Below are 17,299 nucleotides of genomic sequence, written 5' to 3'. Positions count from 1 at the left end.
ATCCTTCGCATAACGATGCGGGCCATGGTGACATGGTCCGCATTTTTCATCCGAGGGATATTGCCGATGACCATTGCCGAGCGCGTCAACCGTATCATCGATCAGAGCATCGGCAGCGAACGCATCACCGGCGCGGTGGTGCTAGTTTATCAGGATGGAAAGCCGCTGCTTGAACGCGCTGCCGGGCTGGCGGACCGCGAAGCCGGTCTTCCCACCCGGGTCGATACGATCTTCCGCTATGCATCCGTCACCAAACCGATCGTTGCGACCACGGCGCTCGCCATGATCGATGCAGGACGGCTCGGGCTCGACGATCTGGTGGTTGATCATCTTCCCTGGTTTCGACCCAAGACGGCTGACGGCACTCAGGCGCCAATCACCATCCGGCATCTGCTGACCCACACATCCGGCCTGCTCTACGATCCGGCGCTGGAAGTGCTGGCCAAGGACAAGGCGCTGACGCTCGGGCTTGGCAATACGGATCTAAGCCTGGAGGAGAATTTCTCCCGTCACAACGACATTCCCCTGGCTTTCGAGCCGGGCACGCGCTGGGGCTATTCCTTTGCCACGGATATCTTAGGTGCGGTCATCGCCGCGGTCCATGGCGCTACGCTGGAGGAGGCGGTCGTGCACTATGTCACTGGCCCACTCGGCATGCGCGATGCGCGTTTCCATGTCACGGATCCCAGCCGCCTTGCCGTGCCATATGTGGATGGCGAGACACTGCCACAGCGCATGCCGGATCCGTGGGTGGCGGGCGAGGACGCGGCTTGGCGCACGGTCTTTTCGCCGTCACGGATCGTCAATACGAAGGCATTCCAGTCCGGTGGAGCCGGGATGGCAGGAACGGCCCATGATCTGCTGAAGCTTCTTGAAGTGCTGCGGACCGGCGGTGCTCCGCTGTTGAAGCCGGAGACGGCCGTGGCCGCCCTGGCGAACCAGATTGGGGATCTGGAGGGCGAACCCGGGGCGCGTTTCGGATTCATGGGGGCGTTGATCGTCGATCCGGAGGCCGCCGCGACGGCGCTGCCCAGGGGAGCGATCCAGTGGGGTGGGGTCTGTGGCAATACCTGGCTCATCGATCCGGCCGAAAAGCTCACGGTGGTCAGCCTGACCAACAATGCGGTCGAAGGCTGCACCGGCGCCTATCCGGAAATTCTGAGAGCCGCGGTTTACGGGCGGGGCTGAGCGTCAGCTGTTTGCGATAAATCCAACCGCCCGCCGGCGTGCCTCGTGGTCGGCGGCGAAGATATCGGCGATGACGGATGCCTCGCCAAAATCCGTCATGTCATCCATCACCCGCTCCACCACGTCTGCCATGTCGAGGAAGCCGATGCGTTCCTCGACGAAGGCGTCGAAGGCGGTTTCCTCCGCGGCATTCAGGATCGCGCCCTGCAGACCGCCGCGTTCCAGCGCGGTGCGGGCGAGCCGGATCGCCGGAAAGCGGGTCTCGTCCGGGGCTTCGAAGTCGAGGCGGGCGAGCTTGGCGAAATCGAGCCGATCGACGTTGAGCGTGCAGCGTTTCGGATAGGTCAGCGCATAGCCGATCGCGGTGCGCATGTCGGGAACGCCGAGCTGGGCGATGACCGAACCATCGGCATAACCGACCATCGAATGGATGATCGACTGCGGATGCACGATCACCTCGATCTGGTCAGGCCGGACATCGAAGAGGTATTTCGCCTCAATCATTTCCAGGGCCTTGTTGAACATCGAGGCGCTGCCGACGGAGATCTTCAGGCCCATCGACCAGTTCGGGTGGCTGCGGGCCGTCTGGACCGTGACATTGGCCATCTGCTCCCGCGTATGGGTGCGGAAGGGTCCTCCGGACGCCGTCAGCACGATGCGCTCCAGCGCATGGCGCTGGTCGTTGTCGAGGCACTGGAAGATGGCCGAATGTTCGCTGTCGACCGGGATCAGCCGGCCGCCGGCCTGGCGCACGGCATCGACAAACAGCGCGCCGGCCGAGACCAGGCATTCCTTGTTGGCGAGGGCAATATCCGCGCCGCGGGCCGCTGCGCGCAGTGTCGGCGCAAGGCCTGCAGTGCCGACGATCGCTGCCATGACCCAGCCGGCATCCATGTCGGCGGCTTCGTCAAGGCCGGAGGTTCCAGCCGCGACATCGACGCCGGAACCGGACAATGCGGATTTCAGCGCGGAATACTGGCTTTCGTCGGCGGTGACGGCCAGCCTGGCGCCGGTGCGCCGCGCCTGTTCCGCCAGAAGTTCGATATTGCCGTTGCCGGTCACGGCCATGATGTCATAGCGTTCGCGGCCACCCAATTGCTCGATCACGTCGAGTGTATTGACACCGATCGACCCGGTGGAGCCGAGAACGGTGATACGGCGATGCCGCTCGCTATCGATCATGCTGCTTATGTCCGAATTGCTTCATTCAGAGATGGCTCTACAAGGGAACGCAGGGACCAGCAAGGGCCGGGCCGTTCAACCGATCGGGTGAATGATGGTCCACGCCGAGACAGGATGTGACGATGCTGCGTTTGCGTGAATTGATGCCCGCCCTGCTGGCCGGCTTCGCCCTCTTCGGATTGGCCCTCGGCGGCCTGTCCTATGCGCTCGGCCGATCCGACCTGGCATCGACAGCCTGGCTGGTCAGCGGGCTGGTCGTGCTGATTGCGCTGTTGACCGAAATTGTCCGCTCCGTCCTGTCCGGCAAGGTTGGCGTCGATGCGATTGCCGCCCTGTCGATCGGCGTTGCCCTTCTGTTGGGAGAAACGCTGGCCGCAGCGATCGTTGCGATGATGTATGCCGGTGGGCAGCAGCTGGAGAGTTTCGCGGAGGGGCGGGCGCGGCGCGACATGACCGCCCTCCTGGGTCGTGTGGCGCGGACTGCCATGGTCTATCGCGGCGCCGATCTGGCCTCTGTGCCGATCGAGGCCCTCAAGCCCGGCGATCGTGCCTTGATGCGCAGTGGCGAGGTCATCCCGGTCGATGGCCGGGTGCTTGCCGGTGCCATCGAACTCGATCTTTCGGCACTGACGGGAGAACCGCTGCCGGTCCGTTTTCTGCAGGGCGCCGAAGTGCCGAGCGGCGCGACGGTTGTCGGTGCGCCCTTCGATCTGCTGGTGCTGCGCGATTCCGCGGCGAGCACCTATGCGAACATCGTCCGGCTGGTGGAGAATGCGCAGAAAAGCCGTGCGCCGATGGTGCGGCTGGCGGATCGCTACGCGCTGGCATTCCTTGCCCTGACCCTTGTGCTCGCGGGCCTCGCCTACGGGTTCAGCCAGGATGCCACCCGCGCGCTAGCCGTGCTGGTGGTTGCGACGCCCTGTCCCTTGATCCTCGCGGTTCCGGTGGCGGTGATTTCCGGCATGTCGCGGGCGGCGGCTCATGGCGTGCTGATCAAGGGTGGCGGTGGACTGGAAGCCCTGGCCGCGGTGAAGGTCGTCGTGCTGGACAAGACCGGCACCCTGACTGCAGGCCGGCCGGAGGTTGGCGAAATCCGCTGCTGCCCGGGCTTTGGTCCCGATGACATCCTGCGGCTTGCCGCGTCGCTTGACCAGGCATCGGGTCATATCACCGCCGAAGCACTGGTGCGTGCCGCCGTCGGGCGCGGTCTGCATCTCGATCTGCCCGAAGACATCCGCGAGAGTGCGGGGTCCGGTATCGAAGGTCTGGTGGACGGCCGTCGTGTCACGGTCGGCGGCGGAGGATTCGTCGCATCCCGTCTGGCGCCGGGCGAGCTTCTGCCACGCCAGACGGTGCCGGTCGAAACCGCAGTGGTCGCCGTTGCCATCGACGGACGCGGCGCCGGCCATATCCTGCTGTCCGATCAGGTACGGGAGGATGCCGGGCAGACGGTCGATGCATTCCGCGCGGTCGGCATCATGCGGCTCGTCATGGCATCGGGGGACCGAAGCGATATCGTCGTCGAGGCCGCGGCCCGTCTTGGCCTGGATGCGGCCCATGGCGATCTGACGCCTGAACGAAAGGTCGCGGTGATCGAAGCCGAAAGGCTGCATGGACCGGTGATGATGGTTGGCGATGGCGTCAACGACGCGCCGGCGTTGGCGGTTGCCGATGTCGGGATCGCGATCGGCGCGCGCGGATCTGCGGCCTCTTCCGAGACCGCCGATGTTGTGCTGCTGGTAGACGATCTGTCACGCCTGCCACAGGCGGTCGCGATTGCAAAACGTGCCCGCTTCATCGCGGTGCAGAGTGCCGTTGCCGGGCTGGTCCTGTCCGGTGGCGCGATGGTCGCGGCGGCCTTCGGCTATCTCACGCCCGTGCGGGGAGCACTGCTTCAGGAAGTCATCGATGTCGCGGTGATCCTCAATGCACTGCGCGCGCTGCGGCGTGCCGGCTGATTTTTTCGGTTGCGTTTTCTTCTTTTTTCGCCGGCGCCAGAAGCGGGCATAGCGGGCGGGCCGTGGGGCGTCGCATCGGGACGCTTTGTCGCGAAAGCTGCGGTGTTCCAGGAACAATCGGCGTTGAGCGCCGTTCGAGTCGTGTCATTTCAAACACTGAGGAGAACCCCAATGGCCGACAAGACCCTCGAAGACCTGTTCTACGAAACGCTCAAGGACATCTACTACGCCGAACGCAAGATCCTGAAAACCCTGCCGAAGATGGCACGGGGTGCGCAGAGCGAGAAGCTCAAGGCAGCCTTCCAGCAGCACAAGGACGAAACCGAAGGCCAGATTGAGCGCCTGCAGCAGGTGTTCGAAATCATCGGCAAGCGTCCGCGTGCCAAGACCTGTGCCGCCATCGATGGCATTATCGAGGAAGGCGAGGAAATCATGGAGGAGTTCAAGGCCTCCCCGGCGCTCGATGCCGGCCTTCTTGCCGCAGCGCAGGCCGTCGAGCACTACGAGATCAGCCGCTACGGCACGCTTCGCGCCTGGGCCAAGCAGCTCGGCTATGCCGAGGCGGTGAAGCTTCTGGATGCAACGCTTGCAGAAGAATCGAAGACCGACGACGCGCTGACCAAGCTGGCGGAGACCGCCGTCAATTCCGCGGCGCAGAAGAAGGCAGCGTAACCTTTGTCGCCAGGGCGTTCCCGTGTTTCGTCGAAGCGCGGTAACGCTCGATCGCGCCAGAGATGGATCAGCATCGCCAGGCCTTGGCGCCGGTTTTGCTCTCCAGGACACAACAAGCCGGCAAGTCACCTTGCCGGCTTGTTGTTGTGTCCTGTCTAGTTCCTACACTCGTCTTCGCGAACGCTCCCTGCGTGCTCCACCTACCTGGCCAGCGTTGTGTCAGTCAGCAATCGCGGTCGCATACAACCGCCGCTGACATACCGCCCCCGCATACAAGGCACGGCGCTTTCGCAATGGCAGGTAGGCGACTATGTGATCCGCATCCGGATCACCTGTCCTGGTCGGTCTCTCCGAGTTCCCGTCTCAGTTGTTCGCGGGCGCGGTTGAGGCGGCTCTTGATCGTGCCGACGGCGCAGCCGCAAATGACGGCAGCATCCTCGTAGCGCTCGCCAAGCATGACGATCAGCACCAGGATCTCGCGGTGGTGCGCGGGAAGGCGTTCGAGGGCCCGGCGGACCTCATCGGCTTGCACGACCCAATCCTGGCTTGCCTCGGTCACCAGACCTGCGGCAATCGCGTCCGGCAGGCCGATGCTCTCGCGGCTGCTTTTCTTGATGCGGGTGCAAAAGGTGTTTCGCATGATGGTGAAGATCCACGACTTGAGCCTGGTGCCGGGCTCGAACTTGTCGAGATTGGCCAGGGCCTTCATCAATGTCTCCTGCACCAGGTCGTCAGCTTCCTCGGGCTTCTGGCAAAAGGTGCGGGCAAAGGCACGCAATGCCGGAATGAGGTCGACAACGTCGGACTGTGCGGCAAGCTCGGCTCTACGGATCGACAAGTTCGCCATCCTCCACGGTAACTATCAGATGCAATGGATCGGAAACGCATCGCCATACGCATAGTTCCCCACGTGGCCCACAGCGCACCCACGTCCGGTTGCGGCCGCAATCGTAAAGGGCTGCCTCGGGCTGTCCCGCACCGCGCCGGGACAGCCCGAGGCGGCCACCATTCACCGTCGTTCCGTACTCCGATCGACGGGTTGCCGGGTCTATCACCTCGCGCGCTGACACTGCCGGTTTGCCGCAGCGGCATTCACCCTCCGCCGCGGGTTGACCGCCCTGGCGGAACGGTTGGCGGGAACAACTGCCAGCGGGAAGTGTTCTTTCCACATGACCTCATCGTGCAATGACGGATACCGGCACGGGCAACGAGAAGGAGCGAGCGATGGCCAGACACCTCGAAAACGCCGACGGACAGGGGCAGATCCTGATTGGGGAGCGGCTTTCACCGGTGGCCTACCAGGTGGCCGCGGAAGAGGTCGACGGGCGATACCAGGCAAGCGTCAGTCTGCATGTGCCGCGTGACTGGTTGCTCAAGCAAGGGTTCAAATCACGCGCGACCCTCATTCTTGCCAATGGTGATCGGACCGATGTCTCACATGACACGCCGGTTGGAACCGACGACAATGTCAGCGTCATTCTCAGTGGCGCATCGCAGCCCTTTCGCGACTATGTATCGCTTGTTGCAAAATTCCCGGAACTGAAGCTTGGCGAGGCATGACGAAGCCGCATGACGATCGCATGTTCATCGCCCGAAGGGCGCTTATCTTTGATGAACCGCACTCGCCCCTGTTTCGTAAAAGGCTTGACTGGCAGATAGTAAAGAGAGAGCAGCGCGTGAAGACATCAGTATCGGAGGACCGAATGGTAAAGACAACGGGGGCGTCCGGGGCAGGACGCCGCAATCGTACCGGAGGCATTGTTCGGGAAAAGCTCGATCTGTTGATGTGCGAGCACACGCGCGAACCGATACCGGACCGCCTGATCGAGCTTGCTCTGGAGCTGCAGTCGGCCATCGAAGAGAAGTCTGCCCGTGAAAAAGATGCCTGACCGGCGGTTTTTAGAGACTCTTGCATTGGGATTTGGTAAGTAAGAAGAAGCTGAAATATTCGCTTGGGAGGAGAGCGGATGTCCAACTTTCTCTGGTTTCTGGTGCTTCTGCTTGGCCCTGTCGTCGTCGGTGCCGTCATTGCCTATGGAATGATGCAGATGCGTCTCTACACGAGCGCTCGCTATCGCCGGGATGCGTTGACCGGCGAAATCTATGGCAAGGATGACCGATAGTCGGGATGAAGCGTGAGCTGGATGACCCGATAGGTCATCCCAAAAACGGCGCACTCCAAAGAGTGCGACGCCCTTTCAGGTGAAGCTGCCGTCAGCGGGGTCGTACCGCTTTCCCTTGGCAAGCGAGGCGAATTCTACCAGTTCGTCCTCATCCTGAACGCCGCTTTCGACCAGATAGATCAGTAAGGCGGTGGCATTGTCGGCCTGTTTTGTATCGAGGATCAAATTTTCCTGGCGACTGATCCGTCTTACCGCACGTTCGACGATGTCGGCTTTTTCATGAGCCGAAGAGCCGAGGGATACAGATGCCATGATTGGCCTCCTCCCGTTCAAGGCTGACGCGTTTGGAACACAAAACGTCGGCGTTGCGTAAGTTGCCATCATGACTGTTTCCAGCCCGAATACAACCCTTCAATGTCTACAGACGAAAATTGGTCAAATGGTGATCCCGACGCGATTCGAACGCGTGACCCTCAGATTAGGAATCTGATGCTCTATCCTGCTGAGCTACGGGACCACTATCTTCTCCATACAAAAGCAAAGCCGGCAAGCCAAGTGATTTTGCTTGTCCGGCCGTGCTTGCATCGACCAAAGGCAACTATTCGGTTAGGCGTCGCTCGGCCAGGCGCACCCAGTAGGAAATGCCGTGGCCGATCACCTCGTCGTTGAAGTCATAGGCCGGGTTGTGAAGCCCTGCCGAATTGCCGTTGCCGATCATGATATAGGCGCCGGGCCGCGCCTGTAGCATGAAGGCGAAATCCTCGCCCGCCATGGAGGCGTCGACATCGGTATCGACATTCTGCGTGCCGACGATGTCGATGGCCGCCTGTGCGGCATGGTTGGTCTCGGATGGGTGATTGACGGTCACCGGGCAGGCGCGTTCATATTCGAATTCCGCCTTTGCGCTGTTTGCCGCAGCGATCCCGTGCGCCAGTTCGGCGATGCGTCTTTCGGCGAGGTCGCGCACGGTTTCGTCCAGAGAGCGCACAGTGCCGGTCAGAAAGGCCTCTTCCGGGATGATGTTGTGGGTCGTGCCGGCGTGGAACTGGGTAACGGAGACCACCACCGAGCGAAGCGGATTGGCGTTGCGGGCGGCGATCGTCTGCAGCGCGCCGACGATCTGTGCGCCGACGACGATGGTATCGACGGTGTTGTGCGGTTCGGCGGCATGGCCGCCGCGGCCGGTGATCTTGATGGCGAACTTGTCGGGTGCGGCCATGATACCGCCCTTGCGTATGGCAAAGCTGCCGGCCGCCATGCCGGGCATATTGTGCATGCCATAGACTTCCTCGATGCCGAAGCGCTCCATCAGGCCATCTTCGACCATGGCCAGCGCTCCGCGTCCGCCTTCTTCCGCAGGCTGGAAGATCACCACGACGTTGCCGTGGAAATTGCGGGTTTCGGCCAGGTATTTCGCCGCGCCGAGAAGCATGGCGGTGTGGCCGTCATGGCCGCAGGCATGCATCCGGCCTTCGGTCGTCGATGCCCAGGGCTTGCCGGTGATCTCGGTGAGCGGCAGGGCATCCATGTCGGCGCGCAGCCCGATCGCGCGATCGCCCTGGCCGCGCCCCTTGATCACGCCGACGACACCGGTACGACCAATTCCCGTTACCACCTCGTCGACACCAAATTCCTTGAGCTTCTGCTCGACGAAGCTGGCCGTATTTTCAACGTCATAGAGGATTTCGGGATGGGCGTGCAGATGGCGGCGCCATTCGGTGGCCTCCGATTGGAGTTCGGCGGCGCGGTTCAGAATTGGCATGTGGCTGTCCTGGTCGGTGCATTGCGGATCACGTGATTGTCGGCGCGGAATGTGCGCCTCCTGATTGACGTATTCAATAGGCTTTGCCATTGCTTGCGTTGCTACGGCAAACAGATGCCGAATGCGAGATATCCCCAATGTGAGAGGATTGAAGTCGTGTCCACGAAGTTTCCAAGCATATTGTCCTCAGCAGGAGCGTTGCGCCGCGTTGCGGTCGTTGCCTGTCTGTCGGCGATTGCCGTGCCGAATTTCGCCGTGGCCAATCCGATGATCGTCGTCGATGTCAAGAGCGGCCGCGTGATCGAACATCAGGAAGCCTTCCGCAAGTGGTATCCCGCCTCGCTGACCAAGCTGATGACGGCCTATACCGCCTTCAAGGCGATCCGGGCGGGTGAACTGTCGCTGCAGAGCATCGTGACGATGAGCCCTCATGCGGCTGCCGAACCGGCCAGCAAGACCTATTTCAAGCCAGGCTCGAAACTGACGCTCGACAGCGCGTTCAAGCTCCTCATCGTCAAGTCGGCCAATGACATCGCTGTTGCGATCGCCGAGACGGTGAGCGGCAGCGAGGAGCGCTTCGTCGCGCGGATGAATGCCGATGCCATGGCGCTCGGCATGACCTCGTCGCGCTTCGTCAATCCGAACGGCTTGCCGGGCAAGGGGCAGTATACCACGGCGCGCGACCTTGCCCTGCTGGCTGCCGCCATCCGTCGCGATTTCCCCGAATATGCCAGCTATTTCGCGCTCGAAGGCGTGACGACCGGCAAGAAGAACTATGCCGCCTACAATCTGCTGGTCGGCCGGTTCGACGGTGCTGACGGCATGAAGACCGGCTATATCTGCGCCTCCGGATTCAATCAGGTCTCGTCGGCGACCCGCAACGGGCGTACCGTCATTTCGGTCGTGCTCGGCGCCGACAGCCTCGGCGCGCGTGCCGACCAGTCCGCGGACCTTTTGCAGAAGGGGCTGACGACGTCCAAGGCCGGCGGGCGCCTGGAGAGCCTTCAGCCCTATGGGGAAGGTCTCGATCAGGTGGTGGATATCAGCAGCGAGATCTGCAACCCGAAGGCCCGCCAGGTTCGCAGCGAGGGACGCGACGAGGTCGGGCGGATGAAGCTGCTGTCGCCCTATATCCATGAAATGGATCACGAACCGAGCTTCAGCTATGCCGGCCTTATTTCCGGCGGAGAGCCGGCGGAGAAGGGCAAGGACAAGACCAAGGGCGGGGCGCAGATGAGCGAAATCGCCAATGTGCCGATCCCGCGGCCGCGGCCGACCTTCTGATCTGCCGCGATCGGCGGGATCTTCTGAGTGAAAGTGAAAGACATGAGCATCGGACGTATCCCGGTATCGATCCTGACCGGATTCCTCGGCGCCGGGAAATCGACGCTGCTGAACAGGATCCTCAAGGATCCGGCGATGAAGGACGCAGCCGTCATCATCAATGAATTCGGCGAAGTCGGCATCGACCACCTGCTGGTCGAATCCTCCAGCGACACCGTGGTCGAACTGTCCGATGGCTGCCTGTGCTGCACCGTGCGCGGCGAACTGGTCGATACGCTGGCCGAACTGGTCGACGGCATGCAGACCGGCAAGATCAAGCCGCTGTCGCGCATCGTCATCGAGACCACCGGCCTCGCCGATCCGGCGCCGGTGATGCAGTCGGTGATGGGCCATCCGGCGATCGCGCAGCATTTCGATCTGGACGGCGTGATTACCGTCGTCGACGCCGTCAACGGATTGTCGAACATCGATGGCTTCACCGAGGCCTACAAGCAGATTGCCGTTGCCGACCGGCTGATCCTGACAAAGACCACCCTACCGGAAGCCGGCGATACGAAGGCGCTGGTCGCGCGGCTGAGGGTGCTCAATCCGCGTGCGCCGATCACCGATGGCGATACCGACGAGGCCGGCAGCGCTTCTATCCTGGTCAACGGTCTCTATGACCCGGCGACCAAGATCGCCGATGTCGATCGCTGGCTGAAGGACGAGGTGGCGCATGAGCACCATGCTCATGCTGATGGTCACGGGCATGACCACGACCATGAACATGACCATGACCATCATGACCATCATGACCATCACCACCATGAGCATGCTGATGTGCACCATCACGGCCATGACGGGCATCATGACGTCAACCGGCACGGTGATTCCATTCGCTCCTATTCGATCATCCACGATCAGCCGATCGATCCGATGGCGCTCAACATGTTCATCGACCTGCTGCGGTCGACGCATGGTGAAAAGCTGTTGCGGATGAAGGCGATTGTCGCCCTGACCGACCGGCCTGACAGGCCGCTGGTCCTGCACGGGGTGCAGTCGATCTTCCATATGCCGGTGCGTCTGCCGGCCTGGCCCGAGGGGTCCGACCGCAAGACGCGGCTGGTGCTGATCACCCGGGATCTGTCGGAGGACTATGTGCGGGACCTGTTCGGCGCCTTCACCGGCCGGGTCGGCATCGACCGGCCGGATCGTGCGGCGATGGTCGACAATCCGCTGGCGATCCCGGGCTACCGGCTCTAAGTCTTTGTTTTTCCGCATTGTCCGACGCGAAGCGATCACGCGTCGGCTGGAAATGCTCTAGTCGCCATCGTTCCTGGCGCTTCTATTCGCCGCCCTTGCGGATCTGAAACCGGTGGCCGCTGTCGAGCGGCTGCGTTTCCAGCAGGGCGTGTCCGTCTTCACGGCAGAAATGGGCGATATCGATGACGGCCAGCGGGTCGGTGGTCTCGATGACCAACAGTGCGCCCGGCGGCATGTGGGCGAGGCGCCGCCGTGTTTTCAGGACCGGCAAGGGGCATTTCAGCCCCTTGAGGTCGTAGAGCACGGGTTCGGTCATGCCGACTACCAGAGTTTCCAGAACGGCTTCTTCTTCACCGGTGCTTCCGCGACCGTCGTTTCCGCCGTCTGCGGATTGGGTTGCGGGACCGGAACGACGGACTGTCCGGCCTGCGTCGTTACCGTCGTCTGTGCAGGTGCTGCAGTCGGGGCAGTCGGCGTGACGGGAGCAGCTGATGCGGTCGCGGTTGCTGTCGCCGCTGCCGGGGCGGTTGCGACCGGTGCAGTTGTCTGTGCCGTGCCTGCCACCGTTGCGCCCGCGGTTGCGGTCGTGCCGGCAGCCGGCGGCTTGGCGGTCAACTGGCTGATCGCCGCTGGAGCCGAAGTCGCACTTGCAAGCGCGGTCGGATTGACGTCATCGATGTCGAGCAGCTTGCCGGCTGCGAGCGCCGAACCGGTCGGTGCAAAGGCGAGATCGTGCGACCGCGACTTGCGCAGGTCAGCGACAAGCGCCTTGCGCTCGGCTTCGCTCGGATCATACCAGATCTTGCCGTCGAACTTGTTCAACGCCTTGGCGTAGTTGCGATCGTATTCCTTGTTGTAGCTTGCCAGTGCCATCTCGAGCGCCGGCGGCGTCGACATCGGCGGGCAGGCGGCCTGGGCGTTGAAGCCCTTGCCATCGGTCGTCTGCTGATTGAAGACATATTTCTTTTCGCAGACATTGACGTCCGGCGGGCGCTTGGTGACTTCGAAATTGTCGTAGCCGACCTTCAGCGTCTTCCAGAAATCATAGTGCTGGCTGTGGCGATGACGGGCCATGTTTTCGGCCGTCATGCGGAACGGGAATGCCTGCAGCTGAATGCTCTGCTGGCCGCCCTTGAAGGCGTCGCGGGCAAAGGCATAGATCTCGAGGATCTGCGCGTCGGTCATCGAATAGCAGCCCGATGACGAGCAGGCGCCGTGGATCATCAGGTTGGAGCCACTGCGGCCGTTAGCCTGGTCGAAGCGATTGGGGAACCCGGTATTGATCGCGAGGTAATATTTCGAGTTCGGATTGAGGTGGTAAGGCGTCAGCGGATAGAAGCCTTCCGGCGCCTGCCGGTCGCCCTCCTTGACCTTGGGGCCGAGACGGCCAGACCAGGCACAGATGTCGTATTCGACGACCTTGTCGAAGCGATTGTTGGTCTTGGCCTTCCAGACTTCCAGCACACCTTCTTCCTTGAAGATGCGCAGCATGATCGGCGCGTTGCGATCCATGCCCTTCTTCTGGATCTCCGCGACCAGGCGCGCCGGAAGCGGCTGCTGGATCTTGTTGGAGACCTTGGGGGAATCGTAGGTTGCACTTTCCAGCGTGTCATTGCAGCCGGCAAGCGCCGCGGCGAAGATCAATACAAGGGCTGTCGATTTCCAGCGCATTCGCAAAAGCTCTTTTCAAGAACAGATCAAGCGGCCTTGGCAGGTCAGGCCCCTTTTAGTTTATGACTGCTTTCTTCACAAATTATAAACCACGGAGCAATTCATTCCGGGGCAATTTTGCTGCGATACTGTTGCAAAGCGGCAGAGTGATGGCCGAGTACGGCCACCGCCCTAGAGATTACGGCCGATATCGAGGAATTTCTGACGGCGGTCGTTGCGCAGTTTTTCGCCCGACAGCGGCGTCAGGTCCGCCAGCGCGGACGCGATGACGTCGCCTGTCGACTTGATCACGGTTTCCGGGGCACGGTGGGCGCCGCCGACCGGTTCCTGGATGATGCCGTCGATAATGCCGAAGGATTTCAGGTCTTCGGCAGTGATCTTCATGTTGGTCGCCGCTTCCTTGGCGCGCGTCGAGTCGCGCCAGAGGATGGAGGCCGCACCTTCCGGCGAGATGACAGAATAGATCGCATGCTCCAGCATGTAGACCCGGTTGCCGGTGGCAATCGCGATCGCACCGCCGGAGCCGCCTTCGCCGATGACGACGGAAACCATCGGCACTTTCAGGCCGAGGCACATTTCGGTCGAGCGGGCGATGGCTTCCGCCTGGCCGCGTTCTTCCGCGCCGACGCCGGGATAGGCACCGGCCGTGTCGATCAGGGTGATCAGCGGCAGGCCGAAGCGATCGGCCATCTCCATGACGCGGATCGCCTTGCGATAGCCTTCGGGGCGAGGGCTGCCGAAATTGTGCTTCAGGCGCGACTTGGTGTCGTTGCCCTTTTCCTGGCCGATCACGGCCACCGGCTGGCCGCGGAAGCGGGCGAGGCCGGCTTGGATGGCGGCATCCTCGGCAAACTTGCGGTCGCCGGCCAGCGGTGTGAAGTCGGTGAACAGATGGCTGGCATAGTCGACGAAATGCGGGCGCTGCGGATGGCGCGCAACCTGCGTCTTCTGCCAGGCATTGAGCTTGGAATAGATCTCGGCCATCGCCTCGTCGACGCGGCCTTCGAGCCGGCTGATCTCTTCTGAGGTATCGATGCTCTCGTCCTCTTCCGCGATCTTCTTCAGTTCGCGGATCTTGGCTTCGAGGTCTGAAATTGGTTTTTCGAAGTCGAGATAATTATGCATGGAGTCAGTTCCGATCGTTTTGTCCCTGGCCTTGCGGCTGCCGGGAACCGGTATTGCCGGTCCTAATCGTGGTTTTTCGCCTGTTTTGCAAGGGGGTGATGCGTTTGGACCAATTGCTGCAGTCTCTCGTCCAGCACATGTGTATAGATTTGTGTCGTTGAAATGTCGCTATGGCCGAGCAATTCCTGCACGGCGCGAAGGTCCGCGCCGTTGCCGAGAAGGTGGCTTGCAAAGGCGTGGCGCAGGACATGCGGCGATACGCTTGCTGCCGGCAGGCCGCTGCGGATGGCCAGATCCTTCAGGTCGCGCGCAAAGACCTGGCGCGGCAGATGGCCTTCCTTGCTGGCGGATGGAAAGAGGAACGGGCTGTCGGCATGGCCGGGTGTCGCTGCCCGCGTTTCGCCGTAGCGGGCGAGCGCCTCGATGGCCGTGCGCGACAGGGGTACCAGCCGCTCCTTGTTGCCCTTGCCCTTGACGACGAGAAACCGTCCCTCCTGGGCCAGCACCTTGACCGGCAGCGAAACCAGTTCGCTGACGCGCATGCCCGTCGCATAGAGCAGTTCCAGCAGCACCAGCAGTCTGAGCCTGGCAGGCTGGTCCGGGCCGGGCAGGGCGGCTTCCTGTTCGGCAAGCGCCAGCATGTTGCCGACATCCTCGACGCTCAGGGTCTTTGGCAGCGAGCGTGCCTTTTTCGGTGCATCGAGGATGGCCGTCGGATCATCGCCCCTCAGGCCTTCAGCATAGAGAAACTTGTAGAACTGGCGCATCGCCGAAAGTCTGCGGGCCTGTGATGTCGCCTGAAAGCCGCGCTTTGCCAGATCCGACAGATAGGCCGACAGGTCGGTGCGGTCGGCGCTGCCCAGCGTCGCCTTCCGGGTCGTCAGAAACGAATGCAGGTCGTCCAGGTCGCGCTCGTAGGACGCGAGCGTATTGGCGGCGGCGCCGCGTTCGGCGCTCATCATTTCGAGGAAGGCCTCGACCCGTGCCTGGCTCAGATCCGCCACAGAATTGGGTGTCCTTGCTGTTGTCTAGCGTTACTGTTCGACCGGGTTCACGCGTTCCGAGGGGATCTTGATCGTGACATCCCGTTCCCTCGGCTCGACGAAGACCGTGAGCGACCACATGACGGCATAGATGATGCCGGCGATCGTTGCGCAGATGAAAAGAAAGCGAAACAATGTCGGCATGAACGGTCCTTGGCCTTCGACGCGTTGAACATAGGGAATAGGCGTTGTGACTTGCAAGGGTGCTGTGATCCTTGTGTCGATTTGCGTCAACGGCTTGACGCTTGCCCCGCATTTGTCAATACCGTGATGAAACAGTTGCGAACGGGCCGATGACCGATACGATCCTCAATCTTGCCTCCAGTCTGGGCGCGCGCGCCAGGGTAGCGCTCGGAAGACGCAACCTGGTTTTCGTCGGCCTGATGGGGGCCGGCAAGTCAGCGGTCGGCCGGATGGTGGCCAACCAGCTCGGCCTGCCATTCGTCGATACCGATGTCGAGATCGAACGCGTGTCGCGCATGTCGATCAGCGAGTTGTTCGCGGCCTATGGCGAGGAAGAATTCCGGGCCTTGGAAACGCGGGTGATCAAGCGCTTGCTGCGCTCGGGGCCGCGCGTCGTGTCCACTGGCGGCGGCGCTTTCATCAACGACAAGACACGCAAGCAGATCGAGCGGGGCGGTATCTCGTTGTGGCTTAAAGCCGATCTCGAGGTTCTCTGGGAACGGGTCAACAAGCGCGATCATCGGCCGTTGTTGAAGACGGAGAACCCCAAGCAGACCCTCAAGGATCTGATGGACAAGCGCTATCCGGTCTACGAACTGGCGGATCTGACAATCCAGTCGCGCGATGTGCGCAAGGAAGTGATCGCCAACGAGGTCCTGATGGCGATCATCGAGAAGACTGGCATCGAAAAGACTGGCATCGAAAAGAGCGGTAAGGGTGATACAGCATGAGCAAGGTCGAGAATTCGGAACGTCTGGTGCATGTGCCGCTCGGCGAACGCGCCTATGATATCCTGATCGGGCCCGGTCTGCTTGCGCGCGCTGGCGGCGAGATTTCCAGCCGCATCAAGGGCAGACGTGCGGCCATCGTCACCGACGAGAATGTCGGGGCCCGCTATCTCGACGGCCTGATGGACAGCCTTCAGACGGACGGTATCGAGGCGGTGTCGGTGACACTGCCTGCCGGCGAGAAGACCAAGAGCTTTGCCAGCCTGACCCAGGTCTGCGACGTGCTGCTTGAAGCGCGCATCGAGCGCAATGACGCGGTGATCGCGCTCGGCGGCGGGGTGATCGGCGATCTCACCGGCTTTGCCGCCGGCATCGTGCGTCGCGGCGTGCGTTTCGTGCAGATCCCGACCTCGCTTCTCTCGCAGGTCGACAGTTCCGTGGGCGGCAAGACCGGCATCAACGCCCGCCAGGGCAAGAACCTGATCGGCATCTTCAACCAGCCGGATCTCGTTCTCGCCGATACCGACGTGCTTGATACGTTGTCGGAGCGCGAATTCCGCGCCGGCTATGCGGAAGTGGCGAAATACGGCCTGATCGACAAGCCGGATTTCTTCGAATGGCTTGAAACCAACTGGCGTGACGTTTTTGCCGGCGGTCAGGCCCGGATCGAAGCGATTGCCGTCAGCTGTCAGGCCAAGGCTGATGTAGTGGTGGCCGACGAACGGGAAAACGGCCGCCGGGCGCTGCTCAATCTTGGCCATACCTTTGGTCATGCGCTCGAAGCCGCGACGCAATATGACAGCAAGCGGCTGGTGCATGGTGAAGGCGTGTCGATCGGCATGGTGCTGGCGCACCAGTTCTCCGCCCGGATGAACCTTGCCAGCCCCGATCTCGCAAGCCGTGTCGAGGCGCATCTGTGCGCCGTCGGGTTGCCGACCCGGATGGACGAGATCCCCGGCGAATTGCCGCCGACCGACGTGCTGATGGATGCGATCGCCCAGGACAAGAAGGTGAAGGGCGGCAAGCTGACCTTCATCCTGACGCGCGGCCTTGGCGAAGCCTTTGTCGCCGATGACGTGCCATCGTCCGAGGTCGTGTCCTTCCTCGAAGAGAAGCGGGCGAAATGACGGCCGCGGGG

19 protein-coding genes and 1 tRNA gene are annotated in these 17,299 nt (G+C 62.1%); 10 read left to right on the top strand and 10 right to left on the bottom strand.

From position 1 onward, the window contains the following. The first annotated feature begins 66 nt into the window (after positions 1–66). A complete protein-coding gene (locus tag IM739_RS01295; RefSeq protein ID WP_237369476.1) occupies positions 67–1,188 on the top strand; it encodes a serine hydrolase domain-containing protein in 1,122 nt (373 codons plus the stop codon). A gap of 3 nt (positions 1,189–1,191) precedes the next feature. Here IM739_RS01295 and dxr read toward each other — a convergent pair whose 3' ends face one another. Continuing rightward, positions 1,192–2,370, bottom strand: coding sequence for a 1-deoxy-D-xylulose-5-phosphate reductoisomerase (gene dxr, locus IM739_RS01290; RefSeq protein WP_237369475.1), 1,179 nt, complete (start codon positions 2,368–2,370; stop codon positions 1,192–1,194). Between the two features lie 122 nt (positions 2,371–2,492). On the opposite strand from dxr, the gene IM739_RS01285 reads away from it, so the two are divergent. Beyond that, positions 2,493–4,328 carry a heavy metal translocating P-type ATPase gene (locus IM739_RS01285; protein ID WP_237369474.1) on the top strand — a complete coding sequence of 612 codons (1,836 nt, stop codon included), beginning with the start codon at positions 2,493–2,495 and terminating at the stop codon, positions 4,326–4,328. A 171-nt stretch (positions 4,329–4,499) separates the two neighbouring features. Next, complete coding sequence (locus tag IM739_RS01280) at positions 4,500–5,000, top strand: YciE/YciF ferroxidase family protein (protein WP_237369473.1); 501 nt, start codon at positions 4,500–4,502, stop codon at positions 4,998–5,000. 328 nt (positions 5,001–5,328) lie between these two features. Here the strand turns inward: IM739_RS01280 and IM739_RS01275 are convergent, their stop codons facing one another. Beyond that, the gene (locus IM739_RS01275) at positions 5,329–5,847 is read right to left on the bottom strand and encodes a sigma-70 family RNA polymerase sigma factor (RefSeq protein ID WP_237369472.1); all 519 of its coding nucleotides are present in this window, start codon (positions 5,845–5,847) and stop codon (positions 5,329–5,331) included. Positions 5,848–6,224: 377 nt separating this feature from the next. Here IM739_RS01275 and IM739_RS01270 point away from each other — a divergent pair, with 377 nt between their 5' ends. From IM739_RS01270 to IM739_RS01260, 3 genes are all read left to right on the top strand, one after another. Further along, a complete protein-coding gene (locus IM739_RS01270) occupies positions 6,225–6,560 on the top strand; it encodes a hypothetical protein (protein ID WP_237369471.1) in 336 nt (111 codons plus the stop codon). Then, complete coding sequence (locus IM739_RS01265) at positions 6,557–6,889, top strand: hypothetical protein (RefSeq protein WP_237369470.1); 333 nt, start codon at positions 6,557–6,559, stop codon at positions 6,887–6,889. Before IM739_RS01270 ends, IM739_RS01265 begins: the two co-directional genes overlap by 4 nt. Positions 6,890–6,967: 78 nt before the next feature. After that, complete coding sequence (locus IM739_RS01260; RefSeq protein WP_237369469.1) at positions 6,968–7,123, top strand: hypothetical protein; 156 nt, start codon at positions 6,968–6,970, stop codon at positions 7,121–7,123. A gap of 75 nt (positions 7,124–7,198) precedes the next feature. On the opposite strand, the gene IM739_RS01255 is transcribed toward IM739_RS01260, so the two are convergent. From IM739_RS01255 to IM739_RS01245, 3 genes are all read right to left on the bottom strand, one after another. Next, the gene (locus IM739_RS01255) at positions 7,199–7,435 is read right to left on the bottom strand and encodes a hypothetical protein (RefSeq protein WP_237369468.1); all 237 of its coding nucleotides are present in this window, start codon (positions 7,433–7,435) and stop codon (positions 7,199–7,201) included. A gap of 128 nt (positions 7,436–7,563) precedes the next feature. Beyond that, positions 7,564–7,640 (bottom strand) — tRNA-Arg (locus tag IM739_RS01250). A gap of 81 nt (positions 7,641–7,721) precedes the next feature. Then, a complete protein-coding gene (locus IM739_RS01245) occupies positions 7,722–8,885 on the bottom strand; it encodes a M20 aminoacylase family protein (RefSeq protein WP_237369467.1) in 1,164 nt (387 codons plus the stop codon). A 156-nt stretch (positions 8,886–9,041) separates the two neighbouring features. Here IM739_RS01245 and IM739_RS01240 point away from each other — a divergent pair, with 156 nt between their 5' ends. Beyond that, the gene (locus IM739_RS01240) at positions 9,042–10,169 is read left to right on the top strand and encodes a D-alanyl-D-alanine carboxypeptidase family protein (RefSeq protein WP_442981078.1); all 1,128 of its coding nucleotides are present in this window, start codon (positions 9,042–9,044) and stop codon (positions 10,167–10,169) included. A 42-nt stretch (positions 10,170–10,211) separates the two neighbouring features. Continuing rightward, positions 10,212–11,411, top strand: a complete 1,200-nt coding sequence (locus IM739_RS01235) for a CobW family GTP-binding protein (RefSeq protein WP_237369466.1) — start codon at positions 10,212–10,214, stop codon at positions 11,409–11,411. A gap of 82 nt (positions 11,412–11,493) precedes the next feature. On the opposite strand, the gene IM739_RS01230 is transcribed toward IM739_RS01235, so the two are convergent. The 5 genes from IM739_RS01230 to IM739_RS01210 all read right to left on the bottom strand — a co-directional run bounded on the left by IM739_RS01230 (position 11,494) and on the right by IM739_RS01210 (position 15,394). Next, positions 11,494–11,727, bottom strand: coding sequence for a sulfurtransferase TusA family protein (locus tag IM739_RS01230; RefSeq protein ID WP_237369465.1), 234 nt, complete (start codon positions 11,725–11,727; stop codon positions 11,494–11,496). A 5-nt stretch (positions 11,728–11,732) separates the two neighbouring features. Next, positions 11,733–13,082, bottom strand: coding sequence for a L,D-transpeptidase family protein (locus tag IM739_RS01225; RefSeq protein WP_237369464.1), 1,350 nt, complete (start codon positions 13,080–13,082; stop codon positions 11,733–11,735). A gap of 171 nt (positions 13,083–13,253) precedes the next feature. After that, positions 13,254–14,207 (bottom strand): acetyl-CoA carboxylase carboxyltransferase subunit alpha, encoded by a 954-nt coding sequence (locus IM739_RS01220; protein ID WP_237369463.1) that lies wholly within the window; start codon positions 14,205–14,207, stop codon positions 13,254–13,256. 62 nt (positions 14,208–14,269) lie between these two features. After that, the gene (xerD, locus tag IM739_RS01215) at positions 14,270–15,211 is read right to left on the bottom strand and encodes a site-specific tyrosine recombinase XerD (RefSeq protein WP_237369462.1); all 942 of its coding nucleotides are present in this window, start codon (positions 15,209–15,211) and stop codon (positions 14,270–14,272) included. Positions 15,212–15,241: 30 nt separating this feature from the next. Beyond that, a complete protein-coding gene (locus IM739_RS01210) occupies positions 15,242–15,394 on the bottom strand; it encodes a hypothetical protein (RefSeq protein WP_237369461.1) in 153 nt (50 codons plus the stop codon). 149 nt (positions 15,395–15,543) lie between these two features. Here IM739_RS01210 and IM739_RS01205 point away from each other — a divergent pair, with 149 nt between their 5' ends. Then, positions 15,544–16,164, top strand: coding sequence for a shikimate kinase (locus tag IM739_RS01205; RefSeq protein ID WP_237369460.1), 621 nt, complete (start codon positions 15,544–15,546; stop codon positions 16,162–16,164). Beyond that, positions 16,161–17,288: a 3-dehydroquinate synthase gene (gene aroB, locus IM739_RS01200; RefSeq protein WP_237369459.1), complete on the top strand. Its 1,128-nt coding sequence runs from the start codon at positions 16,161–16,163 to the stop codon at positions 17,286–17,288. Before IM739_RS01205 ends, aroB begins: the two co-directional genes overlap by 4 nt. Positions 17,289–17,299 lie beyond the last annotated feature (11 nt).

The organism is Rhizobium sp. SL42 (assembly GCF_021729845.1).
In the GTDB taxonomy this organism is placed as follows: domain Bacteria; phylum Pseudomonadota; class Alphaproteobacteria; order Rhizobiales; family Rhizobiaceae; genus Allorhizobium.
The sequence above is the reverse complement of the archived record's forward strand: the minus strand, read 5'-3'. Positions and strand labels throughout refer to the sequence as shown.